The 12,501-nt window shown below is 59.6% G+C and carries 11 protein-coding genes; 4 read left to right on the forward strand and 7 right to left on the reverse strand.

The features are described 5' to 3' along the window. The first annotated feature begins 228 nt into the window (after positions 1-228). Together NMB39_RS11245 and NMB39_RS11250 are read left to right on the forward strand one after the other, a co-directional pair. Positions 229-1,554 carry an MFS transporter gene (locus NMB39_RS11245; protein ID WP_057025249.1) on the forward strand — a complete coding sequence of 442 codons (1,326 nt, stop codon included), beginning with the start codon at positions 229-231 and terminating at the stop codon, positions 1,552-1,554. Between the two features lie 109 nt (positions 1,555-1,663). After that, positions 1,664-2,371 (forward strand): YebC/PmpR family DNA-binding transcriptional regulator, encoded by a 708-nt coding sequence (locus NMB39_RS11250; protein WP_005789254.1) that lies wholly within the window; start codon positions 1,664-1,666, stop codon positions 2,369-2,371. Positions 2,372-3,315: 944 nt separating this feature from the next. Here NMB39_RS11250 and NMB39_RS11255 read toward each other — a convergent pair. The 5 genes from NMB39_RS11255 to NMB39_RS11275 all read right to left on the reverse strand — a co-directional run bounded on the left by NMB39_RS11255 (position 3,316) and on the right by NMB39_RS11275 (position 8,576). Further along, positions 3,316-4,491, reverse strand: a complete 1,176-nt coding sequence (locus NMB39_RS11255) for an integrase core domain-containing protein (protein WP_494339235.1) — start codon at positions 4,489-4,491, stop codon at positions 3,316-3,318. A gap of 307 nt (positions 4,492-4,798) precedes the next feature. After that, the gene (locus tag NMB39_RS11260) at positions 4,799-6,091 is read right to left on the reverse strand and encodes a protein kinase (RefSeq protein WP_494340598.1); all 1,293 of its coding nucleotides are present in this window, start codon (positions 6,089-6,091) and stop codon (positions 4,799-4,801) included. A gap of 38 nt (positions 6,092-6,129) precedes the next feature. Beyond that, positions 6,130-7,224, reverse strand: a complete 1,095-nt coding sequence (gene zapE, locus NMB39_RS11265; RefSeq protein WP_494339234.1) for a cell division protein ZapE — start codon at positions 7,222-7,224, stop codon at positions 6,130-6,132. A 111-nt stretch (positions 7,225-7,335) separates the two neighbouring features. Then, positions 7,336-8,073, reverse strand: a complete 738-nt coding sequence (locus NMB39_RS11270; protein ID WP_494339233.1) for an anti-sigma factor family protein — start codon at positions 8,071-8,073, stop codon at positions 7,336-7,338. Next, a complete protein-coding gene (locus NMB39_RS11275; protein ID WP_494339232.1) occupies positions 8,070-8,576 on the reverse strand; it encodes a sigma-70 family RNA polymerase sigma factor in 507 nt (168 codons plus the stop codon). The genes NMB39_RS11270 and NMB39_RS11275 overlap by 4 nt, the downstream gene beginning before the upstream one ends. Before the next feature lie 167 nt (positions 8,577-8,743). On the opposite strand from NMB39_RS11275, the gene NMB39_RS11280 reads away from it, so the two are divergent. Together NMB39_RS11280 and NMB39_RS11285 are read left to right on the forward strand one after the other, a co-directional pair. Further along, positions 8,744-9,826 (forward strand): catalase family peroxidase, encoded by a 1,083-nt coding sequence (locus NMB39_RS11280; RefSeq protein ID WP_494339231.1) that lies wholly within the window; start codon positions 8,744-8,746, stop codon positions 9,824-9,826. Continuing rightward, positions 9,823-10,362: a cytochrome b gene (locus tag NMB39_RS11285; RefSeq protein WP_057024268.1), complete on the forward strand. Its 540-nt coding sequence runs from the start codon at positions 9,823-9,825 to the stop codon at positions 10,360-10,362. The genes NMB39_RS11280 and NMB39_RS11285 overlap by 4 nt, the downstream gene beginning before the upstream one ends. Positions 10,363-10,405: 43 nt before the next feature. Here NMB39_RS11285 and NMB39_RS11290 read toward each other — a convergent pair whose 3' ends face one another. Next, positions 10,406-11,557 carry a M14 family metallopeptidase gene (locus NMB39_RS11290; RefSeq protein WP_046068692.1) on the reverse strand — a complete coding sequence of 384 codons (1,152 nt, stop codon included), beginning with the start codon at positions 11,555-11,557 and terminating at the stop codon, positions 10,406-10,408. A 465-nt stretch (positions 11,558-12,022) separates the two neighbouring features. Continuing rightward, positions 12,023-12,373 carry a DUF6124 family protein gene (locus tag NMB39_RS11295; protein ID WP_494339230.1) on the reverse strand — a complete coding sequence of 117 codons (351 nt, stop codon included), beginning with the start codon at positions 12,371-12,373 and terminating at the stop codon, positions 12,023-12,025. Positions 12,374-12,501: the final 128 nt, after the last annotated feature.

Consider the following 12,501-nt stretch of genomic DNA (forward strand, 5'->3'; position numbering starts at 1 on the left):
TTGAAATACGATAAATCGATTTTACCTATTAGTCAGCCATTGCTTTGATGCACCTCAGTCGCCGTAGGTTGAGTCCTACAATCTCGGTGGCCATGGGCGCAGGCATACCGCACCCATCTGACCAATGTTGCGCCCTCCACGGCCCCGCATTGCAGTGCTCAACCATAAAAACAACAGGCGTTTTCTTTCGATTCTGCCGGCACACTCACACCTGAGGTCAGAACCACCATGAATATCCCGATGGGTAGCATCAAGCGTTGGCGCGTGCAGATTTTCGCCATCACCTGGCTGGCGTACGCCGCTTTCTATTTCACCCGCAAAGCATTTTCCGTAGCGAAGCTGGGGATCGGTGACGACCCGGGTTTCCCCCTCGACAAAATGATGATGGCCAACCTGGATGGCCTCTACCTCGCCGCGTACGCCGTGGGCCAATTCACCTGGGGCATGCTCGCCGACCGCTTCGGGCCACGGGTGGTGGTGCTCGGCGGCTTGCTGGTTTCTGCCGCCGCGGCGCTGGTGATGGGCACGTTCGCCACCTTGCCGATCTTCGTCACCTGCATGCTGATCCAGGGCTTGGCGCAATCCACCGGTTGGTCGGGGTTGTGCAAGAACCTTGGCAGTTTCTTCCCGGCCCAGCAGCGGGGGCGGGTGCTGGGGCTGTGGAGTTCGTGCTATGCCTTTGGTGGCTTGGTCGCTTCGCCGTTTGCCGGCTGGTGGGCGTATACGCTGATCGGCAGTTGGCACGCGGCGTTTATCTCCAGCGCCGCAGTGGTGGCGGTGGTGGCCGTGCTGTTCTTTATGTTCCAGCGCAATACCCCACAGGATGTAGGCTTGCCGGCGGTGGAGCCCGAGCCGGTCTTGAGCGCCGAAGAGGCTGCTGCTGAAAAGCGCATCAGCGTGCTCGAACCGCTGCGTGCGATCCTGCGCAATCGCACGGTGTTGACCCTGGGCCTGGCGTACTTCCTGCTCAAGCCGGCGCGCTACGCGATCCTGTTGTGGGGCCCGGTGATCGTCTACGAGCAGATGCCGTCGGTGGGCAAGGTTGGCGCGGCCATCGTGCCTACTGCGTTCGAGCTGGCCGGCTTGCTCGGGCCGGTGCTGATCGGCCTGGCCTCCGACAAACTGTTCGGCGCCCGGCGCATGCCCGCCTGTGTGCTTAGCCTGCTGGCGCTGACCGTAGCCTTGGCGTTATTCATGGGCGCGCTGCACACCGGCAGCGTGGTGTTGGTGATGGCTCTGTTGTTTGTGATGGGCCTGACTCTGTACGGCCCTGATTCGATGATCAGCAGCACGGCGGCCATCGACTTCGGCACCGCCAAGGCCGGCGCCACGGCGGCAGGTTTTGTCAATGGTTGCGGTTCGGTGGGGGCGATCCTTGGCGGCTTGCTGCCGGGCTACTTCGATACCGTCACGGTATTTATCGTCTTTGCCGGCGCGGCGCTGTTTTCATCCCTGGTGCTGATGCCCTACTGGAACGCCAGGCCTGCGGTACTGGCCCAGGTCGGGGACTTCGTCCCTGATCGCAATGTCACAGGCAAACCCCTGCGCACCTGAGGCACCTGGCCGGTTTTTTGGTGGATTAGAGTGTTTTTGCGCTATAAACTCTGCCCCCAAAGCGCCGGCCAGTAGACGTTTCGGCGCCATGGATAGTAGAGAGTGAGTCATGGGCGCACAGTGGAAAGTCAAACATAAAGAAGCGGCAGCCAATGCCAAGGGCAAGATCTTCGGCAAGCTGGTGAAAGAAATCACCATCGCCGCCCGTAACGGTGCCGATACCGCGACCAACGCGCACCTGCGCCTGGTGGTGGAGCAAGCCAAGAAAGCCTCGATGCCAAAGGAAACCCTGGACCGCGCGATCAAGAAGGGCGCCGGTCTGCTCGGTGAAACCGTGCAGTACCATCGCGTGACCTACGAAGGTTTCGCCCCGCACCAGGTGCCGTTGATCGTCGAGTGCGTGACCGACAACATCAACCGCACCGTCGCGGAAATCCGCGTGGCATTCCGCAAGGGCCAACTGGGCGCTTCTGGCTCGGTGGCCTGGGACTTCAACCATGTCGGGCTGATCGAAGCTTCGCCGGATACCCCGGACGCGGATCCGGAAATGGCCGCCATTGAAGCCGGCGCCCAGGACTTCGAAGACGGTGAAGAAGAGGGCACCACCCTGTTCATCACCGAAACCACCGACCTGGATGCCGTGCAAAAGGCCTTGCCGGAGCAGGGTTTCACCGTGCTGTCGGCCAAATTGGGCTACCTCTCGAAGAACCCGGTCAGTGGCTTGACGGATGAGCAGATGGCCGAAGTCGAGGCGTTCCTGGAAGGCCTGGACAACCATGATGATGTGCAGGATATGTTTGTTGGCCTGGCTGGCTAGCCACTGGACAAATGCGGTCAAAAATGTGGGAGGGGGCTTGCTCCCGATGCAGTGTGTCAGTCATGAAGATATTGACTGAACCTCCGCTAACGGGAGCAAGCCCTCTCTTATCAAAGCCTCAAGTAAGCTACTGATTTTAAATAGTTAAAATTTAGTCTTAACGCTGGATATTTTGGAGTCGGCCCAGGTTGCTGCGCGACGGCGCCACCTCGACGAGGTGACCGGGTTGTTGGGTTGTTGGGGCGAGTACATATCCGTTGCTTAGGTAACGGCTACTATAGGTTCCGCCTTTACGGCGGCTCACTTTGCAAAAGCGGCAAAGTAAGCAAAACGCTCTTGCCCCACCAGTCGGCACCTCGCCCAGGCTCGGTGTGCCCTCTCTCCGGCTTGAAACCGTGGGCCGCCGTCATGGGCCATCCTTGGCCCAGGACGGCTAACCCGGCGTCCTGCCGAGTTGCCCACGGCTTCAAGCCTGCGTTCGGCCAGCGTGGTTTAACGGGGCGCCTAAGATCAAAAGCAAGATCAAGAGCGACTCGCTGCGCATCGCAGATACGCTGGCGGCGCTCGTGCTTTTCTGCAGGAGCGAGCTTGCTCGCGAAAAACCTGAGAACGCCGCGTTCTTTCTGGTTTCCCGCGTCATCGTTAACGACCTTCGCGGGCAAGCTCCCACAGGGGTACGCGCAAGCTTCAACGATCAGGTCGCCTATAAGGCCGCCTCGCTGTGTTTTTGATCTTAGGCGCCCCGTTAAACCACGCTGGCCGGAATTCGACAGGGATTTGGGGGGTAAACCGGCAGGGATGCCGGTTTAGCCGCCCCGCGCCATGGATGGCGCGTGGCGGCGGCCCCCCAAATCAATGTCGGATTACGGGCACACCGAGCCTGGGCGAGGTGCCGAGTGGTGGGGCATGTACGGGACAACCACATGGGTTACAAAAAAGTATCTCTACATAGGTGACACTTTTATCGAAACGTACCCGTTCTTTGCCTCTCTAGCATAGACCCGGCCTAGGATCACCGGACCGAAGATCACCTCCCATATATCATCACCAATCATCTCCATTCCAATGGTCTGATGCTTAAGCACATTAGCGATGTAAATTCGCAGACCTGATCGATTGATAATTCCATTGCTGTCAGTCAGGTAACACTCTACGTGGCTTGGATAACTCATTTCAGGTAGCTTTTCTGGGTAAGGCCGGGTCGAGGGCGAATAGCAGGAAGCAGGCGTTTTTTGATCAAGCGCCTCGTGCCCTCGCTCATAATTGTAGTGCTGCATAAAGCGGTTAAAGTGTTTCTGCTGAGCTTCCCAAGGAGTCGCTGGCGGTTGTGGCAGGGTGCTTTTCAGCGTTCGGTGCATGCGTTCGTGACGCCCATTCTGATCTGGTCTGCCGGGTTCAATTCGCTCAGGAATAATCCCTAACCGCAGCCACCAGATCGACAGCTGCGATAAGCCGGCCTGGCCCGTACTAGCAAATGGCACGCCGTTGTCTGTCCTGATGCGTTCCGGTAAACCGTACTCGCGAAAAACCCGTTCAAAGGTCTGTTGAGTTTCCTTGAAGTTAGTGCTGGGCATGCTCTGACAGGCCAGTAGGAAACGGCTGGCGTGATCCATGATCGTCAGCGGATAGCACCAAACCCCCGCGCCTGTCAGAAACTGGCCCTTATAATCAGCGCTGAATAGCTGATTAGGCGTTTCCGCCTTGCTCAAGGGTTTGGGGTAGACCGCTACACGCCGCCGAATGCGTTGGGGCGTAATCAGGTCAGCTGCTTTGAGGATGTTGTAGATGGTCGTTTTTGACGGTGGATCCTGATCCGGAAAACGCTTGAGCAAGTCATTCTGGATTTTCTTCGGCCCTGGAGTCGTTTCTCCGATAGAGCGAAGCTCAATGATTGCCTGCCTGACGGCAACAGGCACTACATAACTCTGATTGTGTCGACGACGACTGCGCTCCTCTAGCCCGCCTGGCCCCTCAGATTCGTATCGCTCGACCCATTTGTAACCAGTCTTTCGACTGATCTCATAGTCGCTGCACAGTTTGCTAAAGGTGTGTTTCCCCTCCAGATAAGAGGCTATGAACATCACTTTAAGATCCATTGGTTTCAGCTCATTCCAGGGCACGGTCAGATCCTCTCGAAGTCAACCGTGCTAGTTAATAACTGTTACCTATGTGCGTGAACTGATTTGTAACCCATGTGGGTGAGTCATACCGGCAAGAGCCTTTTGGTTACTTTTGGGCTCTTTTCAAAAGTGACCCGCTGTAAAAGCGGAACCAATAGTGGCCGTAACCTAAATAACGGATATGTACTCGGTCTGATCCAACATCCCGGTCGGCTGTCAGGCCGCCACAGGAGCAAACTCCCTGGTTTGCTGCGCGACAGCGTCACATCGAAGATGTGGTGGGGACTCCCACATTGTTCCAGCGGTGTTAGATAGAGCTCAGTACGCCTTCAATTTCTTCAAAGCTTGGCCGCGCCAACACATCGGGTTGGCAGCAGCTTTTTTGCAGTTCAATCAGATCCTCACTGACTGCCCCTTCACCCCGCTCCAACAATTCCCCCAGCAACACCCCGAATGCGCGCACTTCAATACGCTGCAACGCCCTGGATTCCAAGGTGTCGGTCGTGGCATGGAATGACGCCGCGCCGAAGTCTGCGAGCAAACAATCGCCCGTCGCATTCCACAGAATGTTGTGGCCATACAAGTCACCATGGGTAATCCCCTGAAGGTGCAAGTGCGCCGCCACCGAAGCGATGCCTCGTGCCATGCGCAGCGCCACGTCGAGGCTGAAACGGGTATCGGGTTCGTAGATGTCCCGGGTGCAGGACACCAGGCTAGGCAGGGCCGCGAGGTTGCGGTAGCTCGGGTCGATCAGGCTCATGACCAATGCCGCCTGACCCTGCGGGTGCCCGATGACACGGCCTTGCACCTTGATCAGGTTGGGATGCAGCCCGGCGGCAATGCAGGCGTGCATTTCATGCAGCGGTGACCCGTCGCTGGTGATAGTGCCTTTGTATAGCTTGACCGCGACCGGCAGCGCCTGGGGTTTCCAGATTGCTTTGTGAATGATCCCGGAAGCGCCTTCGCCCAATACTTCTCCCAGTTCCAGTTCAGACCAAGGAATGTTCGGCGTCCCATCATCGCCCGTCACGGTCACCGCCATTTCCACCGGGTTACCGGCGTAGGCCAGCCACGTCAGGCTGGGCAGCGTCAGCAGCCAATCCGGCAGGTGTGTAAGGCGATTGGAGGCAATGCGGATCAGCTCCAGGTTGGCGCAATTGGCCAGACTTGGCGGTAAATGCGTCAGTTGGTTACCGGCCAGCATCAACTTTTGCAGCAACGGGCGCTGACCCAGTTCATCGGGCAATTGGCTGATGCTGTTATCGGTGAGGATCAGCCAGCGCAACTGGGGCGGCAGTGCGGCGGCGGGCACGTGGCTGATTCGGTTGGCCTTGAAGCCGATCATGCTCAGTTTCGCGCACTGGCCCAGGCACTCCGGTAGCTCGGTAAAGGCGTTGTCCGAGCAGAACAGCACGCGCAGGTGCGTCAGGCGATGCAGGTCGGCGGGCAAGCTGGTCAGGGCGTTGCCCGTGAGATTGAGGATTTCCAGGGAGTCGGCCAGTTCGAAGATTTCCCGGGGGAACTCGGTCAGCCCGCAGGCGAGGTCCAGGCGCGTGGCGCCGGCCAATTGGCCGGCCTTGAGTTGGGCGAGGGTAGTCATGAACAGCGCGGCACTCGGATGGGGGGCGTAAAAGGCGCTCATGATACCGGGTCGGGGGCGGTTTGCGCGCAGGGTGTTTGCAACTGGCGCAGGCGGCTGGCAGTGCGGGCGAGGTCGATGGCCTGACCTTCCAGGCATTTATCCAGCGGCTGGTTGCCGATGAGCGTCAGACGTTTGTCCTGGTCGTAGAGCACGTCCACCAGGTTGATGAACCGCTGCTGCACGGCAATCGGGCATTCGGCCAGGTGCGGCAGGCCGTCGATGATCCAGTGGTCGAAATCCTCGCACAGCAGCAGGTAGTCCATGACCGCCGTGAGCTGTTCGCACAGGTCGTTGAAGGTGAACACGATGGTGCGCGCCTGATGGCCACGGCACAGCAGCTGCCGAGTGCCGACCGTCAGGTGCTGCGCCGGGCAATCCGTGGTGGGCAGCTTAAGGCTTTCACGCTGGGTCGGTGTACCGGGCCACACATACTGGCCGCTGGTGAAACGCTGTTGTGCGTGGGCCTGGGGCAGGCTGCGAAAGTCCTGGGGCGAACTGACTTCCAGCACATCCATGCGCGCGGCGATCAGGTCGATCACCGGCTTGAATCGTTCGTGGTACAGCGGGTTGGGCAGCAACCCCTCGGGCGGATAGTTGGAGGTCACTAGCACTAGCACGTCGCGTTGGAAAAGCGCCCTGAACAAACGGCGGATGAGCATCGCATCGCCGATATCGTGAACGTGGAATTCGTCGAAGCACAGCACGCGGCAGCCGGCCAGCAGCTGATCCAGGGTGACGGCCAGGGCATCGTCATGCCCGCGGTGCAGGAACATGCCTTGGTGCAGGCGGGCGAAGAAATCGTGAAAGTGCACGCGTTGCTTTTCGGCAATGGGCAGGGCCTTGAAGAACCCGTCCAGCAGCCAGCTTTTGCCGCGCCCCACCGGGCCGTGCAGGTACAGGCTACGGGCGGCTTGGCCGTTGAGCAGGTGTTGGGCTTCGCGATTCAGGGCGGTAATCGCCCGCATTTGCCCTTCACTGAGGGTGTAGCCCTGTTGCTCGGCCGTTCTTCGGAAATACGCCGGGATAGGCGAGGCATCCGAGACGCTGGATGGTTTCGCGAACAGGCGCTGGAGCAGGGAAAGTACGGCCAATAGAGTCACTCTGTGTTGCGGTGGTCGCTTACTTTAGGGCGCCCACCGCGATTTGACCAATAGGGTAGGGGGCGGCCAACTGGCTCGAAAACCTAATGCTGGACATGGCTTCTAGAACTTCATCAACCCCGTGGTCGGCTGGTCCACCGGGCTGACCATCGCGTAGTTGTAGCCGCCGCCCGACCAGTACTGCGCCTGCAAGCCATCGGCGCTGCGGCTGCCGCGGGGCAGGAAACCGTTGTTCGGGCCTGGCGGGCGGATATAGAAGCTGATACGCCGGCCCTGCGGGTCTTCGTACAGCACCATGGCTGCCGCGCCCTGGTCGGTGGTGAGCAGGCGCCCGCTGACCGGCTTGAACCCCGCCTGGCTCAGGTCGGGCAGGCGGTGGGCTTGATTGAAATAGCGGTCGAGCCAGGCCTGCATATTGCCGCTGCCCTCGGCACTGAAGTCGGCGGGCATGATGCCGTCCTGGGCAAACAGGCGGTAGGCCTGCATGGCATCGGTCATTGGCAATAGCGGCGGCTGGGTGGCCTCGCGGGCCTGCCAGCCGCCTATCCCGCCGAGGCTCACGGCAATCAGCAGCAGCGCCGCGGTGGCGAAGTGGCGGCGGGACTGACGCTTGATACGCTGGCGAATCAGCGCCGGGTCCAGTGCCGGGTTGTTCGGCTGTCGCAGGGCGCCGCTTAAAGACGCACGCAATAATTGCGCATCCTGTTGCCAGGCCTGGACCTGAGCAGCCACTTCGGGGTGGCTGGCCAGCCAGGTTTCAAGCACGCGGCGGTCACTCTCCAGTAATTGGTGATCGACGTAGGCATGCAAGTCGCGTTCGCTGGGGGGCAGGCTGATCATTTGAGTCTCCGCAGGGCAGGGCTGGCAATTTCGCCATCGCTGAGTTGACGCAACGCTTGGCGTGCGCGGGACAGGCGTGACATCACAGTGCCGATGGGCACGTCGAGGATGTCGGCCACGGCCTTATAGCTCAAGCCTTCGACGGACACCCACAGCAGCAGGGCACGCTGTTCGGCGGTGAGCTGGTCGAAGGCTTGCAGGGTGGATTGGGCCATCACCGTGCGTTCCACCGAAGGCTGCGCGTCATCACGGCCGGTGAAGAATTCGAGCATGCGCGCATAGCGTCGGCTGCGGCGGTGGGCGTCGAGGAACTGCCGGTAGAGGATCGAGAACAGCCATGCGTGCAGGTCACCTTCAATACGTTTATCGGCCCAGGCGATGATCGCCCGTTCCAGGGTTGCCTGCACCAGGTCGTCGGCGCTGCTGGTGTTGCGCGTCAGCGACACGGCAAAACGTCGCAACCTGGGGATGAGTTCACGTAACTGTTCGTCGAGTTCATGCATGGGTGTCTGGCTGGTCACTACGCTGGGACTAGAAAGACGTCCGGCGTTAAAGGTTATTCCACGGCCCGCAAAATAATTCGAAGGTCAGGGAATAGAGCAAATCGGCGTTCGTCTTAATGCTCCGACCTTATGTTTCACCCTAAGGCCACTGGCCCTGGAGTTCCTGCATGGTAGATCACTCATCACCCCCCCGTCCTTCATTGAGCACTACGAGCCTGCTCGTACGTCTGGCGGGTATCGGCGCTGTGGTTGCCGTTGTCGCTGGGGCATTTGCCTACGTCAACGGCACCCTCGACCCACAACGCCTGCGGCCAAAAACCTTGGTCAATGCCCTGGAAACCAATAACGGCGTACACCCAGGCTTTCGCCGTAACCACGCCAAGGGCGTGTGCGTGGCCGGTTACTTCGAGAGCAGTGCCGAGGCGCGTGCGTACTCCAGTGCCCAAGTGTTCAGCGCGGCCAAGACCCCGGTCATCGGCCGGTTTGCCTTGCCCAGTGGCAACCCTTATGCACCGGACAGCAGTGTGCCGATCCGCAGTTTTGCCGTGCAGTTCAGCCAAGCCAACGGCCAGCAGTGGCGCACCGGCATGAACAGCATGCCGGTGTTCCCGGTGGGCACCCCCGAGGCGTTCTATCAGTTGCTCAAGGCGGGCGCGCCGGATCCGGCCACTGGCAAGCCGAACCCGGCCAATATGCCGGCATTTTTTGCCGCGCACCCGGAGACGGCGCCGTTCCTGGCGTGGGTCAAGACCGCCAAGCCATCGGCCAGTTATGCGACTGAAACCTATAACGGCATCAATGCGTTTTACCTGGTGAGCGCCGATGGCAAACGCCAGGCCGTGCGCTGGGGCGTGGTGCCGCTCAGCCAGGACGCACCGGGCGATACTGCGCCGGATGGCGCCGATTTCCTCGAGAAAGATCTGGTGCAACGCCTCGCCGTCGGGCCGTTGCGTTGGCAATTGAACATGACCCTGGCCAACCCCGGCGACCCGCTGGATGATGCGAGCAAGACCTGGGCCGGCGAGCACAGGGTGCTGAACGCCGGCACCCTGGTGCTGCAAAGCAGCCAGCCACAGGCAGACGGTGATTGCCGCGATATCAACTTTGACCCGCTGATTTTGCCCAGCGGCATCGAGGCCTCCAATGACCCGTTGCTGGCTGCCCGCTCCGCCGCGTATGCCAGTTCGTACCTGCGCCGCGCCGGTGAAGTCAGCCCGTTGCACAGCGCCCCTCAGGAGTCGCAGCCATGAATGCCCAGCCCCGCTTTTTTGCCCCCCTGGCACGTCTGCTGCACTGGCTGATGGCGCTGATGGTCATTGCCATGCTGTTTATCGGCGCGGGGTTGGCCGCGTCAGTGTCTGAGCGCCATGAGTGGTTGATCCACCTGCACAAGCCGCTGGGGATCGCGATCCTGGCCCTGGTGATCGTGCGGTTGGTGGTGCGCTTTTGCACACGACAGCCGCCATTGCCAGCGGATTTGCCCGCGTGGCAAGTGTTGGCGGCCAAGGCTTCCCATGTGCTGCTGTATGCGTTGATGCTGGTGTTGCCGCTGCTGGGCTGGGCGATGATTTCGGCCGCCGGTGATCCGGTGATGCTCAGCAGTAACGTGCAACTGCCCGCGCTGGTCGGGGCGAATGCGCCATTGTTTGCGCTGTTGCGCAAGGCTCACGGCTATCTCGCCTACCTGTTGTTTCTCACGGTACTGGTGCACTTGGCGGCGGCGTTGTTCCACGGTTTGATCCGCCGCGATGGTGTCTTGCAAAGCATGACCGGCACCAAGGACTGATGGTTTTTTGTGGCGAGCGGAACGGCCCGCTCGCCACAGGTAATCAGCGCAAAAGGCCGACGATATCAGCGACGCTGCTCAAGACGTCCTTGCCCAGCTGTTTCGAGCGATCGCCTGACCAGCCGGTGCGCAGGTTGGGTGCGTCGTCGTTGTCCTTGAAGGGCATCTCCAGGGTCAGGGACAGGCAGTCATACTTTTCACCAACCGCGTTGCAGGCCAAGGTCATGTTGGCTTCGCCCGGCAGGTCGCGGGTGTAGCCGTGGGTGGTCTGGAAGTCCCGAGTCAGGTGGCTCAGATGGCGGCGGAAGTGTTTTTCCAGGGCTTCGATGCGCGGTGTGTAGCCGGGGTTGCCTTCGCAGCCGGCGGTGAAGACGTAGGGGATCTCTTCGTCGCCGTGGATATCGAGGAACAGGTCCACGCCGTATTTTTCCATCTGTTCCTGAACGAACAGGACTTCCGGGCTGAGTTCCTGGCTGGCGCTTTGCCAGGCGCGATTGAGGTCCTGGCCCATGGCATTGGTGCGCAGGTGGCCATGGAAGGCGCCATCGGGGTTCATGTTCGGGACCAGGTAAAGGTCAGCCGTGGCCAGCAGTTTTTTCAGCTCGTCGTCGCCGTCCTGTTGCAGGCGTTCGATCACGCCTTCCATAAACCATTCGGCCATGTGCTCGCCAGGGTGCTGCTGGGCGATGATCCACACGTTGCGGCGACCTTCGCCCCCTTTGCCCCGTCGTAGCAGTTGGATATCGCGGCCTTCGGCGCTCTTGCCGGTGGCGAGCAGGGTGACGCCGGCGTACTTCAGGGCTTGATCGATCAGCCAGTCGTGGCGTTCACGGCTGTAGGGTTCGAAATAGGCAAACCAGACGTGTTTTTCCCGGGTCTGGAGGGTGATATGCAGGATCTCGCCGTCGAAACGCGTCGGTACCCGGAACCAGTTGATATGGTCGTAAGACGCCACGGCGTTGTACCCGCTCCAGGCATGTCTGTAGGACGAGCGACCCGCGTTGCTCAGGCGAAAGGTGTGGGTATGCCCCACGTGCATGCCTTCGGCCTTGAAGTGGAACCATTGGAAGTGATCGCTGCGGGTATCGGGTTTGATTGCCAGCAACAACTGATAGGCATCGCTGGCATCCAGGACCTGGATGTTGCCGCTGTCGAAGTCGGTGCTGATCTTGATGGAGGTCAAGGCCACGGTCATAGTCTGGTTGCCTGAATATGAGTGATGTGGCGGCTATATTACACAGGCCTCAGGCAAAACCTGGATGCAAAATTGTTGCACGAGGGAGGGGGCGTCATCCCTGACGCCGCCGCAGCTTAGAGTCTATGAGATTGATTCTCAAGCGCTAAATCGCAAAGATCCGGGCTAGGGCAGTCGAGTGGCTTTCTTTAGGCGATAGTCTTTTGCTACCATGCGCGCCATCAAGCGACACACAGTCTTCATTAGCCTGAAGCCATGCCAGGAAAACTGGCAAAAAAAAGACCCGGCCAAAGAGCCGGGTCAAAAACCGTGATTAGCCTGATGAGGAGATATTCCAAGAGTCCGACCTAAGGTCTCTTGGTCTATCGACTGATCTCGCGATCAGCTGGGTCCAATAATAATCATTATCATTTGCAAGTCAAATGTTTTTATCCGTGGGATAGAAATATTTTTCCTTGACGCCTGTCACGCGTTCGCCTTGGCCGCTGGCCCTTGCAACGACCGCTCCACCATCGCCTTGGCCATATCAATCAAATACACCACGGAAAACGCCAGGTCGCGTTGATTGCCTTGATGGCTGCACGCTGATTCATAGGCGGTTGCCGCTGCACTGCGCAACAGGTCCGAGGCATGCACCAGGGCTTCCTCCTGGCTGATGCCCGGTTTGATCAGGAACATGGCGTCATCCCGGGCCGGCGCCGACATCTCTTCTTTCAAGTAATAGTCCAGCGCGCGCTGGGCCGCAACGCTGTTGTGCATGTCGTGTAATTCAACGTGTTCAGGTGTTTCGGGCAATGGATACGGGCTGTTCGTCATAAGCGGCAGTACTCCGGTGGGTGTCGAAATCCTTAGGCTTGATGATAGTACGTATCGTATTTATGTCGTTTTATGGATTACTACAAACTGTTTATTGCCCTGAAAAATACGCGCCGTATTGTCAGTCG

This window comes from Pseudomonas sp. FBCC-B545, from assembly GCF_059134095.1.

Coding starts and splice junctions, on each gene's coding strand:
- NMB39_RS11260 (WP_494340598.1), bottom strand. CDS start 6,091: ATGACTACCCTCGCCCAACTCAAGGCCGGCCAATTGGCCGGCGCCACG.
- NMB39_RS11285 (WP_057024268.1), top strand. CDS start 9,823: ATGAATGCCCAGCCCCGCTTTTTTGCCCCCCTGGCACGTCTGCTGCAC.
- NMB39_RS11280 (WP_494339231.1), top strand. CDS start 8,744: ATGGTAGATCACTCATCACCCCCCCGTCCTTCATTGAGCACTACGAGC.
- NMB39_RS11290 (WP_046068692.1), bottom strand. CDS start 11,557: ATGACCGTGGCCTTGACCTCCATCAAGATCAGCACCGACTTCGACAGC.
- NMB39_RS11245 (WP_057025249.1), top strand. CDS start 229: ATGAATATCCCGATGGGTAGCATCAAGCGTTGGCGCGTGCAGATTTTC.
- NMB39_RS11270 (WP_494339233.1), bottom strand. CDS start 8,073: ATGATCAGCCTGCCCCCCAGCGAACGCGACTTGCATGCCTACGTCGAT.
- NMB39_RS11250 (WP_005789254.1), top strand. CDS start 1,664: ATGGGCGCACAGTGGAAAGTCAAACATAAAGAAGCGGCAGCCAATGCC.
- NMB39_RS11295 (WP_494339230.1), bottom strand. CDS start 12,373: ATGACGAACAGCCCGTATCCATTGCCCGAAACACCTGAACACGTTGAA.
- NMB39_RS11275 (WP_494339232.1), bottom strand. CDS start 8,576: ATGCATGAACTCGACGAACAGTTACGTGAACTCATCCCCAGGTTGCGA.